The 26,133-nt window shown below is 47.8% G+C and carries 24 protein-coding genes; 14 read left to right on the top strand and 10 right to left on the bottom strand.

Features of this window, described 5'->3' with window-relative positions:
* Position 1: 1 nt before the first annotated feature.
* Positions 2-982 (bottom strand): alpha/beta fold hydrolase, encoded by a 981-nt coding sequence (locus tag LLH06_RS20365; protein ID WP_228171128.1) that lies wholly within the window; start codon positions 980-982, stop codon positions 2-4.
* Positions 983-1,056: 74 nt separating this feature from the next.
* On the opposite strand from LLH06_RS20365, the gene LLH06_RS20360 reads away from it, so the two are divergent.
* The 7 genes from LLH06_RS20360 (at position 1,057) to miaE (ending at position 6,270) form a co-directional block, all read left to right on the top strand.
* Positions 1,057-1,392 (top strand): hypothetical protein, encoded by a 336-nt coding sequence (locus LLH06_RS20360; RefSeq protein ID WP_228171127.1) that lies wholly within the window; start codon positions 1,057-1,059, stop codon positions 1,390-1,392.
* A gap of 104 nt (positions 1,393-1,496) precedes the next feature.
* Positions 1,497-2,054, top strand: coding sequence for an RNA polymerase sigma factor (locus LLH06_RS20355; protein ID WP_228171126.1), 558 nt, complete (start codon positions 1,497-1,499; stop codon positions 2,052-2,054).
* Positions 2,054-2,623 carry a hypothetical protein gene (locus LLH06_RS20350; protein WP_228171125.1) on the top strand — a complete coding sequence of 190 codons (570 nt, stop codon included), beginning with the start codon at positions 2,054-2,056 and terminating at the stop codon, positions 2,621-2,623. Before LLH06_RS20355 ends, LLH06_RS20350 begins: the two co-directional genes overlap by 1 nt.
* Positions 2,604-3,995, top strand: a complete 1,392-nt coding sequence (locus LLH06_RS20345; RefSeq protein ID WP_228171124.1) for a hypothetical protein — start codon at positions 2,604-2,606, stop codon at positions 3,993-3,995. Before LLH06_RS20350 ends, LLH06_RS20345 begins: the two co-directional genes overlap by 20 nt.
* 103 nt (positions 3,996-4,098) lie before the next feature.
* Entirely contained in the window at positions 4,099-4,875 is a 777-nt protein-coding gene (locus LLH06_RS20340) for a TerC family protein (protein ID WP_228171123.1), read from the top strand.
* Between the two features lie 68 nt (positions 4,876-4,943).
* Positions 4,944-5,516: a nicotinate (nicotinamide) nucleotide adenylyltransferase gene (gene nadD, locus LLH06_RS20335; protein WP_228171122.1), complete on the top strand. Its 573-nt coding sequence runs from the start codon at positions 4,944-4,946 to the stop codon at positions 5,514-5,516.
* Between the two features lie 154 nt (positions 5,517-5,670).
* A complete protein-coding gene (gene miaE / locus LLH06_RS20330) occupies positions 5,671-6,270 on the top strand; it encodes a tRNA-(ms[2]io[6]A)-hydroxylase (protein WP_228171121.1) in 600 nt (199 codons plus the stop codon).
* Between the two features lie 1,166 nt (positions 6,271-7,436).
* On the opposite strand, the gene LLH06_RS20325 is transcribed toward miaE, so the two are convergent.
* From LLH06_RS20325 to LLH06_RS20300, 6 genes are all read right to left on the bottom strand, one after another.
* A complete protein-coding gene (locus tag LLH06_RS20325; protein ID WP_228171120.1) occupies positions 7,437-7,733 on the bottom strand; it encodes a hypothetical protein in 297 nt (98 codons plus the stop codon).
* Between the two features lie 693 nt (positions 7,734-8,426).
* Positions 8,427-9,404 carry an acyltransferase family protein gene (locus tag LLH06_RS20320; RefSeq protein ID WP_228171119.1) on the bottom strand — a complete coding sequence of 326 codons (978 nt, stop codon included), beginning with the start codon at positions 9,402-9,404 and terminating at the stop codon, positions 8,427-8,429.
* Positions 9,405-10,731: 1,327 nt separating this feature from the next.
* Entirely contained in the window at positions 10,732-11,118 is a 387-nt protein-coding gene (locus LLH06_RS20315) for an SGNH/GDSL hydrolase family protein (protein ID WP_228171118.1), read from the bottom strand.
* Positions 11,119-12,060: 942 nt separating this feature from the next.
* The gene (locus tag LLH06_RS20310) at positions 12,061-13,671 is read right to left on the bottom strand and encodes an FAD-dependent monooxygenase (protein WP_228171117.1); all 1,611 of its coding nucleotides are present in this window, start codon (positions 13,669-13,671) and stop codon (positions 12,061-12,063) included.
* A gap of 53 nt (positions 13,672-13,724) precedes the next feature.
* Positions 13,725-14,435, bottom strand: coding sequence for an SAM-dependent methyltransferase (locus LLH06_RS20305; RefSeq protein WP_228171116.1), 711 nt, complete (start codon positions 14,433-14,435; stop codon positions 13,725-13,727).
* A 113-nt stretch (positions 14,436-14,548) separates the two neighbouring features.
* Positions 14,549-14,695, bottom strand: a complete 147-nt coding sequence (locus LLH06_RS20300) for a hypothetical protein (RefSeq protein ID WP_228171115.1) — start codon at positions 14,693-14,695, stop codon at positions 14,549-14,551.
* Between the two features lie 290 nt (positions 14,696-14,985).
* Between LLH06_RS20300 and gltX the strand changes: the two genes are divergently transcribed.
* Together gltX and LLH06_RS20290 are read left to right on the top strand one after the other, a co-directional pair.
* Positions 14,986-16,506: a glutamate--tRNA ligase gene (gltX, locus tag LLH06_RS20295; RefSeq protein WP_228171114.1), complete on the top strand. Its 1,521-nt coding sequence runs from the start codon at positions 14,986-14,988 to the stop codon at positions 16,504-16,506.
* A 14-nt stretch (positions 16,507-16,520) separates the two neighbouring features.
* Complete coding sequence (locus LLH06_RS20290; RefSeq protein WP_228171113.1) at positions 16,521-17,060, top strand: hypothetical protein; 540 nt, start codon at positions 16,521-16,523, stop codon at positions 17,058-17,060.
* 10 nt (positions 17,061-17,070) lie between these two features.
* Here LLH06_RS20290 and rsmI read toward each other — a convergent pair whose 3' ends face one another.
* A complete protein-coding gene (gene rsmI, locus LLH06_RS20285) occupies positions 17,071-17,745 on the bottom strand; it encodes a 16S rRNA (cytidine(1402)-2'-O)-methyltransferase (protein WP_228171112.1) in 675 nt (224 codons plus the stop codon).
* 132 nt (positions 17,746-17,877) lie between these two features.
* On the opposite strand from rsmI, the gene serS reads away from it, so the two are divergent.
* Positions 17,878-19,149 (top strand): serine--tRNA ligase, encoded by a 1,272-nt coding sequence (gene serS / locus LLH06_RS20280; protein WP_228171111.1) that lies wholly within the window; start codon positions 17,878-17,880, stop codon positions 19,147-19,149.
* Positions 19,150-19,227: 78 nt separating this feature from the next.
* Here the strand turns inward: serS and LLH06_RS20275 are convergent, their stop codons facing one another.
* Entirely contained in the window at positions 19,228-19,452 is a 225-nt protein-coding gene (locus tag LLH06_RS20275; RefSeq protein ID WP_228171110.1) for a hypothetical protein, read from the bottom strand.
* Positions 19,453-19,651: 199 nt separating this feature from the next.
* Here LLH06_RS20275 and rimP point away from each other — a divergent pair, with 199 nt between their 5' ends.
* The 4 genes from rimP (at position 19,652) to LLH06_RS20255 (ending at position 24,781) form a co-directional block, all read left to right on the top strand.
* Positions 19,652-20,116 (top strand): ribosome assembly cofactor RimP, encoded by a 465-nt coding sequence (gene rimP / locus LLH06_RS20270; protein ID WP_228171109.1) that lies wholly within the window; start codon positions 19,652-19,654, stop codon positions 20,114-20,116.
* Position 20,117: 1 nt separating this feature from the next.
* On the top strand, positions 20,118-21,353 hold the full coding sequence (gene nusA, locus LLH06_RS20265) for a transcription termination factor NusA (RefSeq protein WP_228171108.1): 1,236 nt from the start codon (positions 20,118-20,120) through the stop codon (positions 21,351-21,353).
* A 62-nt stretch (positions 21,354-21,415) separates the two neighbouring features.
* On the top strand, positions 21,416-24,427 hold the full coding sequence (gene infB / locus LLH06_RS20260; protein WP_228171107.1) for a translation initiation factor IF-2: 3,012 nt from the start codon (positions 21,416-21,418) through the stop codon (positions 24,425-24,427).
* Between the two features lie 87 nt (positions 24,428-24,514).
* On the top strand, positions 24,515-24,781 hold the full coding sequence (locus LLH06_RS20255; protein WP_228171106.1) for a hypothetical protein: 267 nt from the start codon (positions 24,515-24,517) through the stop codon (positions 24,779-24,781).
* 33 nt (positions 24,782-24,814) lie between these two features.
* On the opposite strand, the gene thrC is transcribed toward LLH06_RS20255, so the two are convergent.
* Entirely contained in the window at positions 24,815-26,119 is a 1,305-nt protein-coding gene (gene thrC / locus LLH06_RS20250; RefSeq protein WP_228171105.1) for a threonine synthase, read from the bottom strand.
* Between the last annotated feature and the right edge of the window lie 14 nt (positions 26,120-26,133).

Genomic DNA, 26,133 nt, shown 5'->3' with positions numbered 1-26,133 from the left:
CTTACAAGTTGGCCAGTAAGGCCTTCATAAATACATCCGGTATCTCGATATGCGGAATATGCCCACAACCCTCGAATTCGATCAACCGGCATTGCGGTATCTTTTTGGCCGTTTGCGGCCCGAGCACTTTGTATTGGCCATGCTGTGCTTTTTGTTCATCGGTGAGTAACGCCTTGCCAACGATGGTCTTGTCCTCCTTGCCAATGAAGAGCACGGTAGGCACTTTAAGCAGGCCGAACTCATAACACACCGGTTGCTCGTAGATCATCTCGAAGGTAAGTGCGGCCACCTTGGCATAACGCGGGAAGTCGGCGCTTTGGGCCACGCCCGCGCCGATCTTCACCAGCTGATCATAGCGGGGTTCCCATTTGGTGAAATAGGAGCTTTGATAGTACTTCTTCACACTTTCAAAGCTCGTTTTTAATTCGGTGGGGTAATCCTGCTCGGCCGAGCGGTAGGGTACAAAGGTGCGGTAATCCTCTAACCCGATAGGATCCTCTAACAGCAGCTTTTCCACACTTTGCGGATACATCAGCGCAAAACGGGTGGCCAGCATACCGCCCATCGAGTGGCCCAGCACCAGCGCGCGGGATATGCCCAGGGTGTCGAGCAGGTGCTTGTTCATGGCGGCCATTTTATGCAAACTATAATGGATGAACGGTTTTGACGAGCGGCCAAAACCGATCTGATCGGGCACGATCACCCGGTAACCTTTGGCCACTAAGGGTCTGATCACATCGCCCCAGTAATAACCGCCAAAGTTCTTGCCATGGAACAGCATCACCGTGCGGCCGTTGGGTGTAGCGGGCTTAACGTCCATGTAGGCCATGCGCACATCCTGCCCTTCAATGGTGAGCGGTAGGTGGATAACCGCGTAAGGATAAGGCACGTTCTCCAGCGTGATCGATAAGGTGTCTGACTGGGCCGCCGCACGGCCTAAGGTAAGCAGGATGATGAACAGGGACGTTATAATGCTTCGCATCTTTCAACTACGCCTGTAAAAGCATTTTGTTCGGCAGTTAAGCACTCTCTAATTTACACCTGCTATATTAGGGCATGAAAAAGTTATTATTCATCATTTTGCTTTCGGTGCCTATGGCGCTGATGGCACAGACCGACACTACATCTTCCAAGGCTACCGAAGCTTACTGTGTAATGAGGGTACAGGGCAAGGTATTTAGCAACCGTGTTACCATAGATGCCGATTTCGGGCAGCAGCAGTCCGTTTTTGTGAGACGCCTAAAAGACGAATCGGGCAAGGTGGTGAGCCTAAATTCCGTGGCCGACGCGCTCAATTACATGGCCGAGCGCGGCTGGCAGTTCGTGCAGGCCTACAATGTGGCTAATGATAGCGCGAGCACTTATTATGTGATGCGCAAAAAGCTGAAATAGCATCCTTCGACGGTCTTTTTGAATTTATTTGATCTTTTTTTGAGCGTACGTGCAACGCTGGTGATAACGCTGCGTCTTTTAATTCGATAACTGTTCACAATTACTTGGAAGCCTTATATATAGACAAGCATTATCAACTGGTGGTTGAGTGTAAGCAGGGTAGCCGTAAGGCCTGCTATGAGTTGTATCGCCTATACTCCAAAGCTATGCTTAACGTGGCTTTCAGGATATTGAACGATCTGGACGAGGCCGAGGATGTGCTTCAGGAGGCTTTCCTGGATGCTTTTAATAAGGTAAAGGATTTCAGGCAGGAGACCACCTTTGGCCTTTGGCTTAAACAGATCGTGGTCAACCGCTCGATCAACATGCTGCGCAAGCGCAAGTTGGAATGGGTGGAGATGGACAGTGAACAGTTGGAAAACATCGCTGATGAGGAGGAGCGAGATGAAGAGGAGATGCAATATAAAGTAAGCCAGGTAAAAGAAGCTATGAAGCTTTTACCCGAGGGTTACCGCGTGGTACTATCACTTTACCTGTTAGAGGGGTATGACCACGAAGAGATAGGACAAATTTTGAACATCACTGAAAATACCTCACGAACCCAGTTCCTGAGGGCAAAACGTAAGTTGAGCGAAGTGTTAAGAATAAAAGGAGTAGCGTAATGAGCAAGCGATTAGAGGACCTGATAAGAAACAACAAGGAAGAATTTGATGACCTGGAGCCCCGCATGGAGCTTTGGGACCGAATAGAGAAACAACTGCCGGCCGAGGTAGTAGAACTGCCCGAAAAGAAAGAGGCACGAACCTTTTCATTAGGATTCGTGATGCGGGTAGCGGCCATGATCGTGGTGGTGATGGGTGTGGGCTTTGCCTTTTACCTGCGCAGCCAGCGTACGGCAGGTGTGGATCTGGCGTCCATCAACCCCGAGTATGCTAAAAAGCAGGTGCAGTATGCCTCGCTGATCAAAACCAAGCGTAGCGAGCTTAAAGAGCAGACCAAGAGTGATCCTCAGTTGTACGAGGAGTTCAACGGCGAGATAAAAAAGATGGAAGCATCTTACAAAAAACTTAAACATGATCTGGCCACCAGCCCTAACCAGGAACGCGTACTACGTGCAATGATCCGGAACTTGCAGATACAAGCGGAGGTGTTAGATCAGCAATTACAAGTGATAGAACAATTCAAAGAGATCAAAAAAGAAGGAACCACCAATGAAATTAAGAATATTTAACGCCAAACTGCTGTTGATCGGTGGTTTGAGCTTAGCCGCGCAAGGCAGCTTTGCTCAGGACGAAAAACCGGAGAAAGTACAGAGAGCTGAAAAGGCCGCAAAGGCCGACAAGCAAGACAAAGAGGACGATAAAGAATACGATCAGAAGCTGCAAAAGCTGCAAGGTCAAATGCGCGACCTGCAGCGCGAGATGAGCAAGCTGCGAACTGAAAAGTTCCGCCGCTCGGCCGAGGAGTTGCGCAAAACGTCCAAGGAGTTGAGCGCACAAACACTGGCCCGTTTAGATGGGAATTTGAACACGGCTTTTAATAGTATGACCTTTTCTACCAACTCATTAAAGGGGTTGGGCTCTATCACCCGTGATGTTGATGGCAGGTCGTACAGTTACAGCACTGATGATGACAGTAAGCTGAAAGAACAACTGCAAAGCGGTGAGTTAAAGGAAAAGACCAAGACCTACTCCAAGACCTACAGCGCCGGTGCCGACGATAAGCTGAGCATCAAGAACACCTTTGGTAAGATATCAGTAAACACCTGGAACAAAAAAGAGATCAAGGTGGAGGTGCAGATGAAGGCTTATGCCAATGAGGAGGACGACGCGCAAAAACTACTGGATAAGATCAACATCGCCGACAGTAAAGAGGCTGACCAGATATCGTTCAAGACCAACATCGAACCTAACAGCCTGAGTAACGGAAGCCGCAGCTTCACTTTTGGCACCTTATTCAGCGATGGTAAAAAACGCACCAATAAGGTGGAGGTGAACTACGTGGTGTACATGCCTGCCAAAACCCAGCTGGATCTGACCAACACTTATGGCAACGTGACCCTTCCTGATGGCGTTGGCAAAGTGAGCGTAAAGGTGACCTATGGTGGGCTGGTGTCAAAAGAACTGACCGACCCGCAGATCAAGATCGTTTATGGTGATGCCAAGATCAACACCATCAACAACGGCAACATCAACGTCACTTATGGAGACCTGAAACTGGGTACCGCTGATAATTTGACCGCCAGGGTGGCTTATGGCACCATGAATGTTGATAAGCTTCGCTCATCAGGAAATATATCGGCCACTTATGGTGACGGCGTGACCATTAACGAACTGGATAAGAACTGCAAGGCTGTTAACGTTAGAGCACAATATACCAAGGTGAACCTGAGCACCAAGTTCGATTACGATTTTGATGTGACCACCACACTGGGCAGCTTTGATTATGACAAGAATGCCGTGAAAGTGACCACCAGCACACCGGCCGAAAATAGTCGCCATTACAGCACCACCCGAAATTTTAAAGGTCAGGTGAACAAGGGTGATGCCGATAAGCTGATCACCGTTAGGTCTACCTACGCCACCGTAAAGATCGATCAGTAATACCGCCTGTTAAATGAGAATATATTAAGGACAGACCCCTGCCAATTACGGCAGGGGTTTTGTTATTTTAGCGCTATCAACATCAACGCTGCGCAACATCACTATGGAACTGCTCACCAACGCCGAGGCCTGGGTATCATTGGCTACATTGACCCTGCTCGAGATCGTACTCGGGATAGACAATATCATCTTTATTTCCATACAGGCCGGCAAGTTGCCGCAAGAGCAGCAGGGCCGTGCGCGTAAGCTGGGTTTGGCGGCGGCCATGATCACCCGCATTTTGTTGCTATTGTCCATCAGCTGGATCATGAAGCTTACCAAACCCTTCATTAACCTGGGCAGCATCATTAACGCTACCGATCCCGAATGGATGGAAAGGCTTGCCCTATCGGGTCGTGATATAATCCTGTTGGTGGGTGGCCTGTTCCTGATCTATAAAAGCATACACGAGATACACGAGAACATCGATGCCGAAGAAGATGGTGAGGCCAACGTTAAACCACATTCGTTTTGGGGAGCCATCGTACAGATCATGATGCTCGATATCGTTTTCTCGCTCGATTCGGTGATCACGGCCGTGGGCCTGGCCGATCATGTAGAAGTGATGGTGGCCGCCGTGGTGGTGTCAGTAGGTATCATGATGTGGGCCTCTACACCGATCGCCGCCTTTGTGAACAAGCACCCTACGGTCAAAATGCTAGCCCTGTCGTTCCTGTTACTGATCGGCGTATCATTATTAGCCGAGAGCTTTGACCAGGAGATACCTAAAGGATACATCTATTTTTCAATGGCCTTCGCCATACTGGTGGAGTTGCTTAACCTGAAGGCACGCGCTAAAAAGCGTAAAAAAGCCGAAGTGCAGGCTGGTGCCAACAGTTAGAATTTTGTTAAAATAGTGCTATAATTGTTTCAATATTGAGAGCAAAGTGCTACCTTAACTGAAATGTTATGAAAATAGGTCTGCTTTTTGGTTCGTTTAACCCTGTTCACATCGGGCATTTGATCATTGCCAGTTACATGGCCAACCATACTGATCTGGATAAGGTTTGGCTGGTGGTGACACCACAAAACCCGTTCAAAAAGTACGGTGGACTGATCAACATGTACGATCGGCTGGAGATGGCCCGCCTGGCTACCGACAATGCCGACAAGCTGGAGGTAAGCGACGTGGAGATCAAACTGCCGCAACCTTCTTATACCATTGATACCCTGACCCACTTAAAGGAGCAGTACCCGCAGCACGAATTTGTGCTGATTATGGGATCCGACAATTTGGCCGGCCTGCACAAATGGAAGAATTACCGCCTCATTTTGCGCGACTACCATGTATTTGTTTACCCGCGCCCCGGTTACGAGAACGTTGAGCTGGCCTCGCACCCATCGGTCACCATCACCATGACCCCGCTTATGGAACTATCGGCCACCTTCATCCGCCAGTCCATTGCCGATGGCAAGAACGTGCAATACTTCGTGCCCGACCCGGTACTGAAGTTCATAGAGAGCAAAAATCTCTATAAGTGAGGGATGGTGAGTGAGGGCTGAGGGCTGTTAAGTTCATCATATCCCTTGTTTTGATGTTTTCACGTTGCCATAACCTTCTATAAGAGGTAACATGGTTCAATGTCTTGTTTCTTGCCTCTAACTTCTTGCCTCTATCTTTCTTATCTTTGCTCCCGTGAGCGAACGTACCATTTTAAAACTGCAACTGCCTACCGATCCGCGCTGGGTGACCAATGTGGTGGAGAGTAATATTGAAGAGATATTGACCGACCATGCTTTTTGCGAGCAAAAGGCGGCCAGTAATGCGATCACCCTGATCGTGCAGAACCCTAACCTGAGCGACCTGGTGCAGGAAATGGCGCTTTTGGTGCAGGAAGAAATGGACCACTTCAAACGCGTACATGACATTATACTGGCTCGAGGTTATGTATTGGGCCGTGAGCGTAAGGATGATTATGTAGGCGAGCTGCTCAAATTTATGCGCCGGGGCGGTGGCCGTGAGGAACAACTGATCGACCGCTTATTATTTGCTGCCATGATCGAGGCCCGCAGTTGCGAGCGCTTCAAGGTACTGTCTGAAAATATCAACGACGCTGAACTGGCCGCCTTTTACCATGAACTGATGGTAAGCGAGGCCACGCATTATGCCACTTTTATCAGGCTAGCCAAAAAATACGCCGAGACCGTTGATGTTGATGCCCGCTGGACGGAGTTCCTGGCTTACGAGGCCAAGGTGATCCAGAATTACGGTAAGAAAGAGACCATACACGGATAACATTTGAGAGGACCGAAGCGGGTGGTGTGAGGCCTGGGTCATGGTGGATCACAGGCGCTGATCTGCTTGTTACAGGTGTTACACCGATGTAACAGAATTCCCCAAAATAGAAGTCAAAAACGAAAAAGTCTGAAATTGCAAAACGGAAAGTTTCCTGTTTTTGAATGCATTCAACGTTTTTAAAGTCTGTTGATTGCGTCCTTGAGGTCATCTAACGCGAGTGGACCAACAACCCGCTAATCTTTATGAGTCACAATTATCTCTCCTTTGACCATTATTGCAACGTTGATTAACCCCGTCTAAACGTATAAACTACCACTTCACGTCTATGCTCATCAGTGACGTTGATAAAGGTTAATGCTTCAAGCGTGGTATGATTGGATAGTTGTAAGTCCATCTCGCATCACACAAAAATAAACCATGGTATTTATATCGTGTCATCTCAATAAGGTAACGATATCGTGTTGAATGTGTATGTTGGTAATCAACGTTTCAATTGCCGACTTGGGAGTTTGTTCTATGGCGGCGGCAGTTGGTCATTAAGACGGACCGCTAATGCGTACGTTTTTCTAACGAAGTATGTGGTCGACCTCATGAAGGCGACCCGCTCGAACGGGAGGAAATACAGGAGGTTGTGCCGATGCTGTAAGGCAGAGGGCATGGAGCCGCAGGAGTACAATTCGACCGTTCCGATGCCTTGATGGGGCAGGCGTATAATTTGAACACGCGCTGAGTGAAACGGGGCATGTACTTAGTATGAAGAATGAACTGCTTTTTACAATAATCACGCACTAAACATCCTTTGATGTGCCGACCGACGGAAATGATTCATCTGATGAATCACCTTGGCTTACGCATGGCGAACGAAGCGTTTACGGTATTAGACAGAACGCACAAGTAAGCACCCTATTGGCCTACGCCTCGGCATGTGTACTTTGTGCATTTCCTTCTTGTCTTGGTGAGACTCTACAATGGGAGAGCCGGTCGTCTTTTACCGGTCTATACTTCAATTTATTTATCTTATCGAGCAATAGCAGCAACTGCAAGATTACCGTGCTATCATCATTCAGCTTGCCCGGTATAAGCTTGAGCAAACCGATAGTGGCCACATACAGTTCCAAATCCAGATAAACTTGCATTAGCCATCTGTTCAAACTGGCCTTCGGTCAACTCGTTATTGCCATCAAGCTGCATAAAAGCCACTTTTCACAGCTCGTAGGGGTGGCCTTTGAAAAGCAATTTGTAAACGTGCTATTTGGTGGAGTTCTTATCGTAGTTGATTCATCCAGCAAGACGTAACGCTCGTCGTAAACATCCACGTAGTCGCCGATGCGGCAGTCCACAGCAGCCGAAAGCGTGAGAGACGTCTTAACGGTGTTCACGTCCATGGTCTTTTTGCTTTGCTTGGCTTCGGGTTTAACGGTGGCTACGGTCGTCATGCCGCGTTTGATAATGTATTTCATGTATCCGTATTTTAGTTGGATGAAATTTAAGGTATTCTTTGCCCTTTCAATACTGGTTAATTTGTTAGGATGTGTCAATTTTGCAAAACGATACTATTACTCAAACAGACAACCTAAAGCCACTGATACTTCTAAAAAAAGGAATCAGCTATATGGGCGATCGCCATCGATATATGATTAGCTAAAAGTCGATTCTAATGATGTAGTTTTTTCGGAGACAGTTAAATTTAGTCGTTCCCTTTAAATGAGTTTTTCAAAAGTGCATCGGTCATCAACCGCGGTATCAATGGAGACTATTCGGTCGGAGTTCTCGCCCGTATGCCTAATACTTTAAAAAATCACCCTCAAAAAATCTTTTGCATGTTGAATCAACGACATCTTTCTCTATCATCTTACAGCAGACGGTGCATTGCGGTCTTACTCTCATATACTTGACAAAATAAACGCAATCCCGCCTAAGACGGGGATTTGTATTGATGGAATTTTTCCGACAAAAGTTGTGAATAAGGGGGTACTGTGCACAGCTTTAACGAAGATTTGAAAGCTTGCGACAAAATGCAAAGCGCAAATCATCGCAACAGATACCTTTACCGTGAATGGTGCGTTAAACTCTAAATTTTACTGCGGTGATGGTGTTCACATTAATGAGCAAGGCTATTTGGATTGGTCCGTCTTGCTTAATAAGTACGTGAATTAACGATTAACCTTTGCACCAAATAATAGTCTATTAAGCACATCCACCCTCTGTATCTGCACTGAGAGCTGCTCTGTGGCAAATGCAACCACGACAGCGACCATGGTTGTATAAACAGAACTATATAATAAGACGGGCATCGGGTAATTTACGTAGTTGAGAAAGGGGTTCAGTATAACGCCTAAAATGTATATGCCTAATGTATGCCTACCTGCAGTAATCAAAGCCCTTGAAGCAAATCTTGGCAGTTTTATCCTGTTTAAAACCCAAATAAAGCTTATCGAACCCACCAAACCTATAAGGTACCGGTATGTAATGATCGGTGCCATGTGGGTGAAGTTACCCCTCGTAAGTCTCATTCCTGACGTGTAGATATAGTGCTCTACTTTCCAGAAATATAGCATCACTGCGAAAATCAACAAGCTCAACCCGCCTAAAATATCAATATTCTGAGTGCTCAGCTTTAACATGTTGTAGTAATACCCTAAAGCGAAGAAAGGAAGCATGAACTTTAGGAACACAAGGCCATACGCATCTGGAAAGGGCAAAAGCATAATGAAGAAAGCCAATACACCCAACCAGCCGTATTTTAATAATTTCTCGCAAACCGCAACCACTACAGATGATATCAGCAGCGCAGGTAAGAACCAAAGCACCAACACCAAATTATTGAAATATAAGCTTACACTTAATGGCTTTTGCAAATATGTAGGAATGGCCACCACAGACCAAAGTATCCAAGGCGGCCCTAATTGCCGAATCCGCGTTGCCACCAGTTCGCCAAGCCCCCTCTTCTGGACCCCACTATAGAACAGATAGCCGCTGGTCCCCATGAACAAAGGCATATGGAACGAGTAGATAAATATGAATGCAGGGTTGCTGAGAAAATCGATTGTTCCGCAGAATTGAAGGCAATGCCCCCATACTACAAGATATATGGCCAAACCTTTTATGATGTCAATAAAATTGTTCCGCATCGTGTTGCTAATTTAACATAATTAATATCCTGAAGCAACTGTCGTTCGGCCAACTATCGTAGCTCCCGTCAAGCTTGTTGAGGTTGCGCTTGCCGTGTCATAATCACTTAATGAAGCGACCACATACATTTTTGTCATAGGAATTACGGTTGAAGCGTAAACATCGTCCCGTTCGCAAAGCAGCATACCACATTGTAGATGATCTTAATCTCAAGGTCGATAGTAGTTTCTGGAAGTGCTATTTCAACTTTTTGAACACCTTTTTCGAAAATCCATGCCGCTCTAGGTTTAATATAGTTTCCCCACTGTATATTCGTATAAGTCGGGACCGCCAAGATGGTGACCACGTCAGAGAAGCCAAACACAAGACAGTGGCTTAAAACTTGGTTAAAGCCCTAAGCGAGCATTGTTCACCGGCTGTGCAGCATAACTCCACGCAATCTGACCTATAGCCGATGTGCTCCAATTACCGCTATTTGTGGTCTGGATAAGTGAACTACTAGAGTAAGTCGCATTGAATAGGTTCTCCATATTATCAGCTGACCTATAATATTCCTGATTGAGCCAGATGAGCTAAGAGCGCGATGTTAGATGCGTCATTGGTAGTGCCGGGCGTTTGATTGTAAGCGTAATTTGAGTTGTTAGCACAGTAATGGTGTTCGAGAAGGTGAACGCCCACTCCTTGGCCAATCCAGAGAGCAGTCACATTCGCTATTGCCTTATTAATGAGGAAGCTACAACCGCTCGTCGTTACCGACATGGCCTTGTTGAAGGTGACCTTGACTTATATAGTACTGACCATCTTAGCAGAAAGGATTGCCGGGTCCGGAGGTATGGTCGAAATCACGTATTGAGACACCCAAACACCGCCGATTTTCTGGTAGAAAGTACTGTTCACTTTGTCAAATGCAGCGGTGCCGTTGGAGCCCTAGGCTATATCGGGCACACCTGAATGTGAACAGAAAACCAAGTGAGCAACTTTCAGGCGAAGTAATTGCATTCCTAATGAATGAGGCTTAAAAAATCATGTAAGTTGTCATACCTGCAGCGATACATGGTGAGGAGCACCCCGGGTGTAAACACCGGCATTCCCATACGTCATTCCCGAAGCCGCAAACACAGTCCCCACCGCAATGCCAAAAGGCTTACAAATTTCCACTATCGCATCTGCAAAAGCCTTCTGAGCCCCGTAGTTTGCCCAGCCAACTACCACGCCATTCTTGGTCGAGATATTTCACTACATAAGCGTTACCAGGATTACCGTAAGTGCTGCATTGCACGACATACATTTTGAAAGTGCCTCTTTCTATGGTCCTTCGTAGGTATTTCAATCTGTTGAAGAAATCTTCCATCGGCACAGAGTAGTACCATCATTCGATTCGAATTCAAGTATAATCACATCAGGGTTACTAGCCAGGGCTGTATCGATTCGGTCAACGGCTGAAGAACGATTCGTACCATCACCCTCGGCATTGTTAGTGCCGCCTGTCATGCAAGGCCAGCCTATGCCGTCGTGGGTCAAGGTCATCCCCAACGCGTCGGCCAATTGGCTCGGATAGGTGTTCTCTTGGGTAAAACTATCGCCGAGGCAAAATGACTTTTTAGCTCTAAGTGTGCCCTGCAACTCTTGCGCAGATAAAGCCAACAAATACCATTCGGTATTTGCAACCGTGTCGTTCATAACGTTGTTAATAATTCCGTTGAGGTCTTTCATTTATTTTTTTTATGATAATGTTAATGGAAATATGAGGTGCTTGCACCTATTTTGGCCGCCGAGGCTACACCGAGGTCTGAATTTGCATACCAAAGCTCTTATCGATCACCCAGTAACAGTGAGTGGTCTTGGGCACAAGATTAGTATAGTTGAATACGTTACCGCTACTGCTAAAGACCAACACCGCTTTAATTTAATCATTGGAGATCATACTGTAATAATGCGCTTATCCGCTCCTGAATTATTTAAATTAAGGCGCATGCGTTTATTAGCGATGTTTTAAAAAGGTAATTGACAGTGTACCCACGTTTTGCAGCGTACTCCCTTTTTAGAAGTTAGGCTTTTTACAGACCAAGTCCGCTTGATATTCATTTTTTTTTCTTGTAGTATGTTATCTAACCATCCGGTATATTGCTTTGTACAGCCGCTATAGCCTGGGTGAAAGGTCTTTGCTGTCGAATCAAATAATCAATATCTGGATTGTCCTTAAACATCCTTGTGACCCGAAAGGCTTGGTTAAGTTTGTGGTCATTTATTGAGGGTCAGAATTTAACGATGTCTGTTGGTTTAATACTGAATGCCTTCGCAGGAATGAAGCGAGCCATTTTCTAAATGGCACTTAGGTGCCTTAGAATGCAAAGGGCTTTTGCGCCATCTTATACACCTCTTTGTGCATTTGAGTAGTGTCAGATCTTCACATTTTTATAGAACCTTTAGTGCCCCCCCCCCGCCCCCAACTCCCCTTTTTTATAGATTTCCCTGTTATGGGCATTGAGAATCGGTAAAAACCAACTTTTGCAAGAAAAACCGACATTTTTCAAGAATGTAACACCAGATGTAACACTTTTGGGACGGAATGTAACACTGCAACAGCCGCTACATTGCGCTGTTATATTCGTTAAAAGAGTAAAGTGCTACGGTTTTGCAAATTTGATAATGATGCTATTCGCTGGTGTTTGTCGGGATGCAGCCTACCACATTCTCCAAATAATTGCGCATCATTTCCAGGTCCACCACATCATTGATAAAACCGATATACATATCGGGCCGTACGATCACCGAGCGGCTTTGCCCCGCCTTAATGCCAAATGCATCATAAACATGCTGATTTTTGACCCCCGGCGGCAGATGGAAGTAGTTGAGCCAGCCGTTATAATTCTGGCTGATGTACTTGGCCAGACTAAAAATGTACATATCCTGCAATGGTCCAATGGTTAGCAGCGTGAAGCCTGGGCGAGCACACCAGGCATGAAGGTCGCTTTCCTGTAACTTCTTCTCGTCAAATACTTTAAGATAGGGCAGCCTGTCGCCCGCTTTGATGGTTTGCAACTGGCTTAAGTGTAAGCTCAGGCTGCTATGCGTATAATTCAAACCGATCTGCGATACCCGCTGGAACAGTTGCTGCCGCATCCTGTCGCTCTTCCAAACGCGCTTAAGCACAAAGGGCAACACCCATCGTTTGAACAACCCGGCCAATAACCCCCTGGACATGATGATGTTGAACGCACGGTCGGTGGTCTTTAACAGCTCGGTGGCTATGGGTATGCGTTCGGCCGCGTAGGTGCTCAGTATGGCGGGGCGCAGCCTGTTGTTGATCACCCCGGCCAGTTTCCAGGCCAGGTTGTAGGCATCCTGTAAACCCGTGTTCATGCCCTGCCCGCCCACCGGCGAATGCACGTGAGCGGCATCACCGATCAAATAGCAACGGCCATGCGAGAATTTCTCGGCCATGCGGTGGTGCAACCGGTAAGTACTGAACCAGTCGCAATGTTGGATCTCGATGCTTTTGCGGGTTTTATCACGGATGAGCGGTAATATCTCTTCAAAGGTCAGGTCGTCACGTTTGGCGCGTTTACCTGTAATGCTGCCCACGATGCGCCACTTGTTCTTCTCCGGCATGGGGAAAAATGCCGCGAAACCGTTCGGTGTAAGGTACATATCCATCTGGTCGTCGTCGTGATCAAGCGTTACATCGGCCAGGTAGAACAGGTTATGATAGGCCTCGCCTACAAAAGGAATATGCAACTTATTACGCACCGTGCTGTGGTGGCCATCAGCACCGATCAGGTGATCACATACCAGTTTGTAGGTCTGTTCCTGGTTATTGAGGGTTACACTTACCACGCCGGTGCCTTCCTGTAAGGCCTCCAAAGTAGTGTTCCAGTACACCGGGCAACTGTTCAGGGTCAGCACATCCAGCAAAGCCCGCTCGTTCTTATACTGCTGGTAAATATGCACAAATGGGTAAGGGGTTTGTCCCTTCCCCACATCACTCAACGGAAAGTTGGCTAACGCCTTGCCTCTGAAGTAAAGCTGTACGCCCTTGGCTGGCTTCCCCCCGGCGATCACCGGATCAACGATACCCATCTGCCTGAATATCTCTAACGACCGGGCCTGTACCGCCAACGCTTTGGAGCGAGACGTGGGCCCCTGCCGCTGATCAATGATCACAGGCTGTATACCATACCGCAAAAGCTGAGCGGCCATCATTAAACCTGACGGGCCGGCGCCAACGATCAATACCTTTACAGGGCCATGCGGTATGGGTGTCATATAACTCAAATATGCTTAAAATATCACGTTATATGAAGATCAAAGAGGTTTAATTAAGCCTTATAGAGCAAAAATATGGCGGGGCGTTTATGCAGGTCGGGTTGTTGCTTACGCCACTCGGCAATGGTGCGGGTGATCACCATCTCGGTGGGGGCCGTCAGGTCGGCCGCGATGCATAAGCGGGTATTGGGCTTACAGGTGCGCAGGATCTCTTCCAGCAATGGGTTGTTACGGAACGGGGTCTCGATGAATAATTGCGTCTGCCCGAATCGCTCGGCCTGCCCTTCCAGGTCTTTGATGCGTTTGCTGCGTTGGGCCTTATCAATTGGCAGGTAGCCGTGAAAGGTAAAACTTTGCCCGTTGAAACCAGAGGCCATCAACGCCAGCAGGATCGAACTCGGACCGACCAGCGGCACCACCTTGATGCCCCGTTTATGCGCCTGAGCCACTATATCGGCACCTGGATCGGCCACGCCGGGGCAACCGGCCTCACTCATTAGTCCGGCATCCTTGCCGTTCATCAATGTGGTAAAGAACTCTTTATGGTCCTTGTCGCGCTGGTGCTTACCATAATCATGAATGATGAGCTGGCTTTGCGGAATGGTGAGTCCGGCCTGCTTTAAAAATTTGCGGGCGGTCTTCTCATTCTCCACAATATACTCGCTGATCTGGTTAATAGTATGTACCAGGTAAGGCGTAAAAGATGCCGAAGCAGCATCATCGGCAAGGGGGACGGGTATCAGGTAAAGCGTTCCTAAAGGCATGCACAAAGGTGCCTATTTATTTTGTAACCCTAACTGATGCCAAAGGTACCGCACAAAAAAAGCTTCAAAGGACCACCTTTAAAGCTTTGCAACACCCTCATCAGGGGCAATAACTACAGTACCTTGCTAACGATCTGATCGTAATAAGCAATTACAAATAGCAGAACGGCCATAAAAAGCATGGCAAATAGGTACAAATTGTCGGCGTTGTTCTTCGGTGTGTGGTTATCAGAACCAGTATTCGTAGTAAGGACTTTCATAGGTGTAATTGTTAAAGTATAACTAAATCCTGTTCTTCATTACAAAGTACGTAAATATTAATTACATATGATACATTTTTCCTAACAAATATGTTTTTAAATATTTATCATGTTGTAAAACAAAAAAGTGATAATACATGTAGGCCCGCAGCCGCTAACTTTATGGATCTTGTAATTATTAAGAAAAATATACAGTTGATACAAAGCTGATATTTAGCTGTGCATCATCATAATGTGATCATATGATGCGTGTTTAGCTAATCCAACGCGCCTTTTTTATATTTGCCTCCATGTCTGATCAGCAAGTTAGGGTGCGTTTTGCCCCAAGCCCTACCGGGGGCCTGCATTTGGGCGGTGTGCGCACCGTATTGTTCAATTACTTATTTGCTAAACGGAATAACGGCAAATTCATACTACGTATCGAGGATACGGACCAGAATCGCTTTGTGCCCGGCGCGGAGGAATATATAACCGAATGCCTGAAATGGTGCGGTCTCGACCCCGATGAAAGCCCTGAAAAAGGTGGTCCATTTGCGCCTTACCGACAAAGCGAACGTAAGCCACTTTATCGTGAGTATGCCGAAAAGCTGGTGATGCATGGCCACGCCTATTATGCTTTTGATACCCCCGAAGAGCTGGAAAAAAAACGTAGCGAAGTGCCGAACTTTCAATACGGTATGATGTACCGTGGCGAGATGCGTAACTCGTTATCGCTACCTCAGCATGAGGTGGATGCCTTGCTTGACGCCGGAACACCACACGTGATCCGCATCAAGATACCAGAGGATCAGACCATCAACTTTAATGACATGATCCGCGGTTATGTATCCTTTGATACCAACACTGTTGATGATAAGGTACTGCTTAAGGCCGACGGAATGCCGACCTATCATTTGGCCGTAGTGGTGGATGATTTTTTGATGCAGATCACTCACGCTTTCCGAGGTGAGGAATGGCTGCCATCGGCACCGGTGCACCTGCTGTTGTGGGAATACCTGGGCTGGAAGGATAAAATGCCGCAATGGGCACATTTACCGCTGATCCTAAAACCTGATGGCCACGGCAAGCTAAGCAAACGCGACGGTGCACGCCTGGGCTTCCCGGTATATGCCATGAACTGGACCGACCCTAAAAGCGGCGAGTTGACCGAAGGTTTCCGCGAGTTGGGCTTTTTACCAGAGGCGTTTGTGAACCTGCTGGCCATGCTGGGCTGGAACGATGGTACCGACCAGGAGCTGTTCTCATTAGAAGAATTATCACAAAAATTCTCGATCGAGCGTATCAGCAAGGCTGGCGCGAAGTTCGACTTTGAGAAAGCGAAATGGTATAACGCCGAGTGGATCAAACGGATGGATGCCGACAAATTGAAGGACGAAGCCGAAGTTGTTCTTTCAGCAAAAGGTATCGACGTTGCCGATGATGCTGTGCTGGTCAAAGTGCTCGATATGGTTAAGGAACGTTTGGTATTGTTAAAAGACATCTACGATCAGTCGTGGTACTTCTTTAAACAGCCCGAAAGCTATGACCTGGATGCCGTAAAGCCTAAGTGGAACGACGCCAAGACCGAGCTGTTCGATACGTTGATCGCGCATCTGGAGCAAAAAGATACGATAGACGCGGCTGAACTGGAAGCAGATTTTAAGGCCTTGCTTACCGAAAAGGGATTGAAGCCTGGTGATGCCATGCTGCCTTTCCGCATTATGCTGGTGGGTGGCAAATTTGGTCCGCACGTTTTCGATATAGCCGCTTTGTTAGGCAAACAGGAAGTGATCGCCCGTATACAAAAAGGTGTTGCTGCCTTTACAGAATAAGAGATAGAATATTGATGAGAGGTGCGGTAGGGGTCGTTGTTTTATTATTGGTCGCCATGGTCGGTGCGGGTTGCAAGGAGGGTGCTAAAAAGAACGTTGCCCGCTTGCCATCCGGTAATTATGGCGACACGGTATTTACCGGAAACAACGACCTCACCCGCGACCTATTTAAAAGGCGGGTATACCTGGCCGATACCAACCAGATCAAAAAACTTTTCGGTAAACCGGTGCAATTGCAAGTGATCGATAAGGCCGATTCATTAGGTAAGTATAAGATCTATCATTTTGCCAACGATACCGATACGCTCGACTTGTTCCGCAATCCTACCGAAGGATTCTACATCGACCACGCCAACATAGCCGACACAGTTTTCAGGCTGCGTAAAGACGTGAAGATCGGCATGCCCAAAGCGGAGTTCATGAAGCTGCTGAATGCCAACTTTGTGAAGTACGATACCATTTACGTGCTCGATGAGGTCGGCTTTTTGCGCAGCACCTTCGTTTTTAAAGATCAAAAGCTACAAAAGATCAAAATGCAGCAGTCGCTGGATTGATCTGACCAGATCACTCCTTACCTGCCACGCAGATCACAAATTCCCCCTTTACAGGATGTGTTTCGTAATACTCCTTGATCTCGGTCACTGTGCCTCGTACCGTCTCCTCAAACACCTTGGTCAATTCGCGTGATACAGATATCAGCCGTTCGGCACCAAAGTACGTGATCATTTCATCAAGCGTTTTCAACAACCTGTGCGGCGATTCATATAGAATAATGGTCCGCTCTTCTTCGGCCAAGAACTTATAGCGTGTTTGCCTGCCTTTTTTCAATGGCAAAAAGCCTTCAAAGCAAAACTTATCGGTCGGGAAACCTGAGTTGACCAGCGCAGGAACAAATGCTGTAGCGCCCGGTAAACATTCCACCGGCAACTCGTTACGCAAGGCTTCTCGCACCAGGAAGAACCCCGGATCGGATATGGCCGGCGTACCCGCGTCGGATATTAACGCGATATTCTTACCCTCTTTCAGGAATTTCACTATCTCGGCCGATGATTGATGCTCGTTGTGCTGATGGTGGGCAAATACCTTTTTCTCGATGCCAAAATGCTTCAGCATAGGGGCTGATGTACGGGTATCTTCGGCCAGGATCAGGTCGGCTTCTTTCAGGATGCGTACCGCGCGGTAGGTCATATCTTCAAGGTTGCCTATGGGGGTGGGTACTAAATATAACTTTCCCGTCATGTTGAGGTAAGGGGTTACGCAGCTGGTCAGTTAAGCGATCGCGGGGAGCAGAAAGCCGAAATAAAACCGCTCACCATTCACCATTAACCACTCACCAATTATATCTTTGCTACTCGAAAAACTAAAAATTCAATGCTGCAAGTTAGTTATATCCGCGATAACCGTGAAGAGGTTTTAGCCCGATTGGCTGTAAAAAATTTCAAACAGACCGAGCTGGTCGACGAAGTGATCACTCTTGATGACGATCGCCGATCCACTCAGAACCGTTTGGACAGCACCTCGGCCGAGGCCAACAGCGCCGCCAAGCAGATCGGTGAACTGATGCGTACCGGCAAAAAGGATGAAGCTGAGCAGATCAAGGCCAAGACCGGTGCTTGGAAAGAAGAGATCAAGCAGTTGAGCGAAAAACTGAACAACATTGAGCAGCAATTACATCAAAAGATCGTGTTATTGCCTAACCTGCCACATAGCAGCGTACCACAAGGCAAAACACCTGAAGATAATGAAGTGGTATTGACCAATGGCGATACTCCGGCATTGCCCGAGAACGCTTTACCGCACTGGGAACTGGCCGCCAAATATGACCTGATCGATTTCGAATTAGGCGTGAAGATCACCGGTGCAGGTTTCCCGGTATATAAGGGCAAAGGCGCTAAACTACAGCGTGCGCTGATCACCTTCTTTTTAGATGAGGCCGAAAAAGCAGGCTATAACGAGGTGTCGGTACCCTTGATGGTGAACGAGGCTTCAGGTTTTGGTACCGGTCAGCTTCCTGACAAAGAAGGCCAGATGTACTTTGTAGGTCAGGATAACCTTTTCCTGATACCAACTGCAGAGGTGCCGATAACTAATTTATATCGAGACACCATTTTGAAACTGGACGAGTTGCCAGTAAAGAACACGGGTTACACACCATGTTTTCGCCGTGAGGCCGGTTCTTATGGCGCCCACGTGCGTGGACTGAACCGTTTGCACCAGTTCGATAAAGTGGAAGTGGTACAAGTGGTACACCCTGACGTATCATACGAGGTGATCGAGCAAATGAGCGCCCACGTACAGGGATTATTGCAAAAGTTAGGGCTGCCTTACCGTGTGCTGCGTTTATGCGGTGGCGACATGGGCTTTGCGGCCGCACTCACCTATGATATGGAGACCTGGAGCGCCGCACAGCAACGCTGGTTGGAGGTGTCATCAGTATCCAACTTCGAGACCTATCAGAGCAACCGCCTGAAATTACGCTTCCGCAATGCCGAAGGCAAGACCCAATTAGCCCACACGCTTAACGGTAGCGCATTGGCCCTTCCTCGTATCGTAGCCACCTTGCTGGAAAACAACCAGACCGAAAAAGGCATCAAGATACCTGAGGTATTGGTGCCTTACACCCGCTTTGAGTGGATAGACTAAGTGTTGACAAAGTAAAAAAAAGGAATAGGGGCTCGTTCATCAACGAGCCCCTATTCCTTTTTTATGACCATCCACTAATTATTGTGGTCGTCCGGTCGGGTCGGCGTTACCTTTAGTAGTAGTGTCGGTCACGCTGTCGGTAGCGGTCGTATCCAGTCCACCTACGCTTGTAGCGCCCTCGTTAGACATGGTTTGTCCGGTGTCGGCGCTATCACCGATCGATTTATTATCGCTATTGCCGCCACAGGCCGACAGGCTTAGGGCAACTATGGCAATCGCCGCGATGTTTCTTAGCTTTTTCATATTGGTTGATGTTTTGTTGAATTAGTTAACAAGGCGGTTCCGGGTTATGTTTCAAAAAAACTCATTAACAGGTAATTGAGCTAAGATCAGCTTTGTGCTAACCTATTGACCGTAAAATATTTTATTGTATATTTGCATTATCTGAAGAGGGGACCTGTGTCCCCTCTTTTTATTTATCATTCAAATTTTACCCTGAATAATGAACATCGAAAAAAGGGTGACCGAACTTGTAGAGGAAAAACTCGCCGAAAAACCGGGAGTGTTCCTGGTGAGTGTGAAGATGCACAGCAACGGCAAACTCATCATTTTAATAGATGGCGATAATGGCCTTGGCGTAGGCGATTGTGCCGATGTGAGCCGCCACGTGGGTTATCACCTGGAAGAAGAGAACGCCATTGAGGATGCTTACAACCTGGAGGTATCATCGCCGGGTATAGATACACCGCTGAGCCTGCCGCGTCAATATGTGAAGAACGTAGGCCGCCAGGTATCCATCAAAGGTACTGATGGCAGCAAACGCGAGGGCAAGCTGATCGGTATAACGGCCGATACGGTGATCATCGAAGAAAAAATAAAAGAAAAAGGCAAAAAAGCGGAGCTGGTGGAGAACGCCATCCCGACAGAAAGCATAGCAGAAACAAAAGTTTTAATATCGTTTAAATAAGATGAGCAATATTAATTTGATCGATTCCTTTCAGGAATTCAAAGATTTCAAGAACATTGACCGCCCGACCATGATGAGTGTGTTGGAGGATGTATTCCGCAGCATGATCCGTAAAAAATACGGTAATGACGAGAACTGCGACGTGATCGTGAACACCGACAATGGTGACTTAGAGATCTGGCGCACGCGTACCGTTATGGAAGACGGTTTTTCGGAAGATGACGATCTGGAGATCGAGTTAGCCGAGGCCCACAAGCATGACCCTGATCTGGAAGTAGGCGACGAATTTGTTGAGCAGATCACCCTGGAGAGCTTTGGCCGCCGTGCCATCCTGGCCGCCCGTCAAACCCTGGTATCTAAGATCTTAGAATTAGAGAAGGACGAGATCTTCAAAAAATATAAGGACCGCGTAGGCGAACTGGTTACCGGTGAGGTTTATCAGGTATGGAAAAAAGAGACCTTGGTGCTTGACGATGAAGGTAACGAACTATTGTTGCCTAAAAGCGAGCAGATCCCAGCCGATTACTTCAAAAAAGGAGATAGCGTTAAGGCAGTGGTAAGCAAGGTGGATATGATGAACAGCAACCCGAAGATCATCATCTCGCGTACCGCTCCTGAGTTCCTGCAACGTTTGTTCGAACTGGAGGTCCCTGAGATATTCGACGGCCTGATCACCATCAAAAAGATCGTACGCGAACCGGGCGAACGTGCCAAGGTAGCGGTAGAATCTTACGATGATCGTATCGATCCGGTAGGAGCTTGCGTAGGTATGAAAGGATCACGTATCCACGGCATCGTTAGAGAGCTGAAAAATGAAAATATAGATGTTATAAACTATACCAACAATATTCAGTTATACATTCAGCGTGCCCTGTCTCCGGCCAAGATCACCTCTATCAAATTAGATGACGAGCGCAAAACGGCTGCCGTATATTTGAAACCTGATCAGGTATCGTTGGCGATCGGTCGTGGTGGCCATAACATCAAACTTGCCGGTAAACTGACCGGTTACGAGGTGGATGTGTACCGCGAGGCTGATGAGCACGAGGAAGATGTGGACCTGGAAGAATTCTCGGACGAGATCGACAGCTGGATAATCGACGAGTTCAAACGCGTTGGTTTGGATACAGCGAAGTCGATATTAGCCCTGAGCATTGGCGAATTAGTGAAGCGTACCGACCTGGAAGAAGAGACCATTAAGGAGGTGATCTCAATTCTGCAGGCCGAGTTCGAATAACATCTGATATGCCAATAAAAAATAGTAAATTTGCATATAATAAGCAGAGAAAGAATTATTAAATGTCAGAAGACAAGAGTATAAAACTGATCAAAGCAGTAAAAGAGCTTAACATTGGTATGGGCACCATTGTTGATTTTTTGGCTGGCAAAGGCTACAAGGTCGACAAGAACCCTAACTCAGTGCTGAACGGTGAAATGTACAGCACATTGGTAAAGCAATTTGCTGCCGACAAGATCGTGAAGGAAGAGGCCAAGCAGATCAACATCGGACAGATACGCCGTACAGAGCCTGCTGCCACTCCGGATAAGCCGACCGAACAGCGCCCCAAAGATTTTGAAAAGGACGAGATCCTGATCAAAAATGCGGGCAACTTCGCACCTGCGCCAAAACCTAAGGAGGCTGAGAAGCCACAGGAGCGCACAGACGGTTCATTACCGGGTGTGAAAGTGATCGGCAAGATCGATCTTGACAATTTGAACAAGCCGGCTGCCAAGGCTGAGCCTAAAGTGGAAGCGCCTGCTGCTTCGGCATCAGCGCCTGCCCCAGAGGCTAAACCTGAGCTTGCGGCTGCTGCACCTGCCTCTAAGCCTGCAGCCCCTGCCGCGGCACCAGCACCGGAAGCGCCTGTTGTGAGAACAGAGCCTGCTGTACCAGTAGCAAAAGAGCCTGCCGCTCCAGCTGCACAAGCTCCTGCCGCCCCTGATGCGGCCGAGCCTGCTAAACCGGCCGCTGCTACAACTCCTGCTGCTCCGGCAACACCTGCCACACCTACCACTCCTCCTGCCGAAGAAGGTGGCGAGAACAGTGTGATCCGTGCCAATGCCGAACGCCTTACCGGGCCAAAGGTGATCGGTAAGATCCAGTTGCCGGTAGAGAACAACCGCCGTGGCGGACCAGTTGCCTCATCATCTAACCCTAACAGTGCCGATCAAAAGCGCAAACGTAAGCGTAAAGAGAATGGTCCGGGTCAGGGTGGCAACTTCCAGCAAGGCCAAGGTGGCAATCAACAAGGAGGCAATCAGCAAGGTGGCAACCGTCCGGGTTTCCAACAAGGCGGCAACCGTCCAGGTTTTGGCAACCGTCCGGGTGGACCGGGTGGCAATCGCCCAGGCTTTGGTAATCGTAACGCTGCGCCTGGTGCCCCTAAAGAAGAACCTACAGAAAAAGAGATACAAGACCAGATCAAGGCAACACTTGCTCGTTTGAGCGGTGCCGGTAAATCAGGTAAGTTCGCTCAACGTGCTAAATTCCGTCGTCAAAAACGTGATGATGTGGCTGCATCGGCTGAGGAAGCAGCATTGGAACAAGAACTGCAGTCAAGAGTACTGAAGGTGACCGAATTCGTTACCGCTAACGAGCTGGCCTCGTTAATGGACGTATCGGTAACGCAGATCATCTCTACCTGTATGAGCTTGGGTATGTTCGTATCCATCAACCAACGTTTGGATGCCGAGACCCTGAGCATCGTGGCAGACGAGTTCGGTTATCAGATCGAGTTCGTTAAACCTGACGAAGAAGAGATCAACATTGAGGAAGAGGATGCACCGGAATCACTGATCCCACGTGCACCTATCGTGACCATCATGGGTCACGTTGACCACGGTAAGACCTCATTGCTTGACTTTATACGCAAGACCAACGTGATCGGCGGTGAGGCGGGTGGTATCACCCAGCACATCGGTGCTTACGAGGTCACGCTTGAAGATAAACGTAAAGTTACTTTCCTGGATACACCGGGTCACGAGGCGTTCACCGCCATGCGTGCACGTGGTGCCCAGGTGACAGATATCGTGATCATTGTAATCGCAGCGGATGATAGCGTGATGCCGCAAACGCGTGAGGCTATCAACCATGCGCAGGCAGCTAACGTGCCGATCATCTTTGCCTACAACAAGATCGATAAACCTGGAGCTAATGCCGATAAGGTACGTGAGCAGTTATCTGCCATGAACATTTTGGTGGAAGAGTGGGGTGGTAAATACCAATCGCAAGAGATATCGGCCAAAACAGGCTTGAACGTTAACCTGCTGTTAGAGAAAGTATTGCTTGAGGCCGAATTACTGGAGCTGAAAGCCAATCCTAACAAACGTGCCGTAGGTACGGTTATCGAGGCAGCCTTAGATAAAGGCCGCGGTATCGTGACCACTGTACTGGTACAAGCAGGTACGCTACGTGTTGGTGACCCTATATTGGCCGGTAGCTATAGCGGCCGTGTTAAGGCGTTAACTAACGAGCGTGGTGCACGTGTGAATGAAGCTGGCCCAAGCACACCGGTACAGGTGTTGGGTATGCAAGGCGCACCTACAGCGGGCGACCGTTTCAACGCGCTGGAAAGTGAGACCGAGGCACGTGATATTGCCAACAAACGTTTGCAATTACAACGTGAGCAAGGTTTACGTACACAGAAACACATTACCCTTGATGAGATCGGTCGTCGTTTGGCAATCGGTAACTTTAAAGAGCTTAATATCATCGTTAAAGGTGACGTGGACGGTTCTATCGAGGCGTTGTCAGATTCATTGCTGAAACTGTCTACCGATCAGATCCAGGTGAACATCATCTCTAAAGGTGTAGGTCAGATCTCTGAATCGGATGTATTGCTGGCCTCGGCCTCAGATGCGATCATCATCGGTTTCCAGGTACGCCCATCAGGAAGTGCCCGCAAACTGGCCGAGCAGGAGCAGATCGATATTCGCCTGTACTCGATCATTTACGACGCCATCAACGAGATCAAGACCGCTATGGAAGGTATGCTTGCGCCTACCTTTGAAGAGAAGATCGTGGCTAACGTGGAGATCCGTGAGACCTTCAAGATCAGCAAGGTGGGCACCATTGCCGGCTGTATGGTATTGGATGGTACGATCACCCGTAACAGCAAGATCCGTATCATTCGCGAAGGTGTGGTGATCTACACTGGCGAACTGGCCTCACTGAAACGTTATAAAGATGACGTAAAAGAAGTGAAACAAGGCTACGAGTGCGGTTTGAACATCCAGAACTTCAACAACATCGAAGTAGGCGACATCGTTGAAGCTTACGAGAACGTAGAGGTTAAACGCAAATTAGCTTAGGCTAAGCTTAGCAAGATATCAAGGGGTTGCATAACATGCAGCCCCTTTTTTATTTGCCCACGATCGGTGATATTAGCTTACCAACAAATGAACGCGATCAAACAAATACTTTTCTGGACGCTGGTGTCTTTTATGGGTTTGAGCATCTTCTCGGTAGTATTCAACCAAACGAGCACTACAGCAATAGGTTTTCCCAAAGTGTTCTACGGTTCTGGTAGTTACAGTAGTTGGGCAGGTATTGGTAGTGTAGTATCTTTTAACCTGCAGAACTTCATTATTGATGTGCTGGTGGCTTTTGGCATAGGCTTGATCATGACCATTGTCGCCGCTGTTATTCAAAGAGGAAGGCAATAAGAAAGGAGGCCTTTTAAGTGACCTCCTATATATCTATGCTTGCTTGATCAGGTAAGCTTTGAAGCTATCAAAATTCTTATCCAGTGTGGTGGCTTGTCGCTTGCGTTGCTCCAATTCTTTCATCTGCTCGGGCACTTTGATGGCAGCCGCTATGTTGGCCGGGAACACATCTGGGAACTTGCATGGGTGCGCGGTAGACAGGAAAACACCTGAAACGTTCGGATGCTCTTGTTGCCACTCGGTAAGTGCTTTCCAGGCGATGGCCGTATGCGGACAAACCACATAATTATATCTGTCAAATACTTCTGATATAGCCGTGCGGGTTTGCTCGTCGGTATAGCTATAGCTCACCACTAACTTTTTAAGCGCCTCAGCGTCATCTTTGAATAAGTTGGCTATACGTGCCCAATTGCTTGGGTTGCCTACGTCCATAGCGTTCGAAAGTGTCTGTACCGATGGCTTAGGTTCGTATATACCTGTTTTAAAATATTGCGGCACGGTATCATTAGCGTTGGTAGCGGCAATAAACTGCTTTACCGGTAAGCCCATCTTCCAGGCCAGCAGGCCGGCGCCTATGTTACCGAAGTTGCCGCTCGGTACGCAGAATGCTACATCCTTTTTGCCTTCGCGGAGCAGTTGTGCATAGGCATTAAAATAATAGAAGGTTTGCGGGATCAACCGGGCAATGTTGATCGAGTTCGCTGATGTTAGGCGGAACTGCTCATTCAACTCAGCATCTACGAACGCTTGTTTAACCAGGGCCTGGCAGTCATCAAAGGTACCCTCGATCTGCACGGCACGGATGTTTTGCCCGTTGGTGGTAAGTTGCAGTTCCTGGATGTCGCTTACTTTGCCTTTAGGATAAAGGATGGTAACGCGCGTGTTGGGCACGCCTAAAAAACCCAAGGCAACGGCACCGCCGGTATCGCCCGAAGTAGCTACCAGCACATCCAATTGCTTTTGGCCTTCGCGTAAGAAGTAGCTCATTACGCGGCTCATGAACCGGGCGCCAAAATCCTTGAACGCCAGTGATGGCCCGTGGAATAACTCCAGCACGTAAACATCTTCATCCAGTTTAACGGCAGGAGCATCAAAGTTCACGGCATCATCGATCAGTGCCTTCAGGTCAGTTTCTGGAATAGCATCGCTCAACAAATGCTTCGATACCTCAAAGGCCAGTTGTGGGAGGGTATAGTTAGGTAACTGCTCAAAAAAGCTATCAGGCAGGCGTGGGATCGACAACGGCATATACAGGCCTTTATCCTGCGGCATGCTGTTGAATACGGCATCTTCAAAGCTTACTTGGTTAGTATCGTTATTGGTACTGTAGAGTTTCATTCTTGATTATTAGA

Origin of the sequence: Mucilaginibacter daejeonensis (assembly GCF_020783335.1) — a bacterium.
GTDB classification, from domain to species: domain Bacteria; phylum Bacteroidota; class Bacteroidia; order Sphingobacteriales; family Sphingobacteriaceae; genus Mucilaginibacter; species Mucilaginibacter daejeonensis.
Note: the sequence above shows the minus strand (reverse complement) of the source record. Positions and strands in the feature narration are given on the sequence as shown.

Coding starts and splice junctions, on each gene's coding strand:
- LLH06_RS20365 (WP_228171128.1), bottom strand. CDS start 982: ATGCGAAGCATTATAACGTCCCTGTTCATCATCCTGCTTACCTTAGGC.
- LLH06_RS20360 (WP_228171127.1), top strand. CDS start 1,057: ATGAAAAAGTTATTATTCATCATTTTGCTTTCGGTGCCTATGGCGCTG.
- LLH06_RS20350 (WP_228171125.1), top strand. CDS start 2,054: ATGAGCAAGCGATTAGAGGACCTGATAAGAAACAACAAGGAAGAATTT.
- LLH06_RS20345 (WP_228171124.1), top strand. CDS start 2,604: ATGAAATTAAGAATATTTAACGCCAAACTGCTGTTGATCGGTGGTTTG.
- LLH06_RS20340 (WP_228171123.1), top strand. CDS start 4,099: ATGGAACTGCTCACCAACGCCGAGGCCTGGGTATCATTGGCTACATTG.
- nadD (WP_228171122.1), top strand. CDS start 4,944: ATGAAAATAGGTCTGCTTTTTGGTTCGTTTAACCCTGTTCACATCGGG.
- LLH06_RS20325 (WP_228171120.1), bottom strand. CDS start 7,733: ATGAAATACATTATCAAACGCGGCATGACGACCGTAGCCACCGTTAAA.
- LLH06_RS20320 (WP_228171119.1), bottom strand. CDS start 9,404: ATGCGGAACAATTTTATTGACATCATAAAAGGTTTGGCCATATATCTT.
- LLH06_RS20315 (WP_228171118.1), bottom strand. CDS start 11,118: ATGAAAGACCTCAACGGAATTATTAACAACGTTATGAACGACACGGTT.
- LLH06_RS20310 (WP_228171117.1), bottom strand. CDS start 13,671: ATGACACCCATACCGCATGGCCCTGTAAAGGTATTGATCGTTGGCGCC.
- LLH06_RS20305 (WP_228171116.1), bottom strand. CDS start 14,435: ATGCCTTTAGGAACGCTTTACCTGATACCCGTCCCCCTTGCCGATGAT.
- LLH06_RS20300 (WP_228171115.1), bottom strand. CDS start 14,695: ATGAAAGTCCTTACTACGAATACTGGTTCTGATAACCACACACCGAAG.
- gltX (WP_228171114.1), top strand. CDS start 14,986: ATGTCTGATCAGCAAGTTAGGGTGCGTTTTGCCCCAAGCCCTACCGGG.
- LLH06_RS20290 (WP_228171113.1), top strand. CDS start 16,521: ATGAGAGGTGCGGTAGGGGTCGTTGTTTTATTATTGGTCGCCATGGTC.
- rsmI (WP_228171112.1), bottom strand. CDS start 17,745: ATGACGGGAAAGTTATATTTAGTACCCACCCCCATAGGCAACCTTGAA.
- serS (WP_228171111.1), top strand. CDS start 17,878: ATGCTGCAAGTTAGTTATATCCGCGATAACCGTGAAGAGGTTTTAGCC.
- LLH06_RS20275 (WP_228171110.1), bottom strand. CDS start 19,452: ATGAAAAAGCTAAGAAACATCGCGGCGATTGCCATAGTTGCCCTAAGC.
- rimP (WP_228171109.1), top strand. CDS start 19,652: ATGAACATCGAAAAAAGGGTGACCGAACTTGTAGAGGAAAAACTCGCC.
- nusA (WP_228171108.1), top strand. CDS start 20,118: ATGAGCAATATTAATTTGATCGATTCCTTTCAGGAATTCAAAGATTTC.
- infB (WP_228171107.1), top strand. CDS start 21,416: ATGTCAGAAGACAAGAGTATAAAACTGATCAAAGCAGTAAAAGAGCTT.
- LLH06_RS20255 (WP_228171106.1), top strand. CDS start 24,515: ATGAACGCGATCAAACAAATACTTTTCTGGACGCTGGTGTCTTTTATG.
- thrC (WP_228171105.1), bottom strand. CDS start 26,119: ATGAAACTCTACAGTACCAATAACGATACTAACCAAGTAAGCTTTGAA.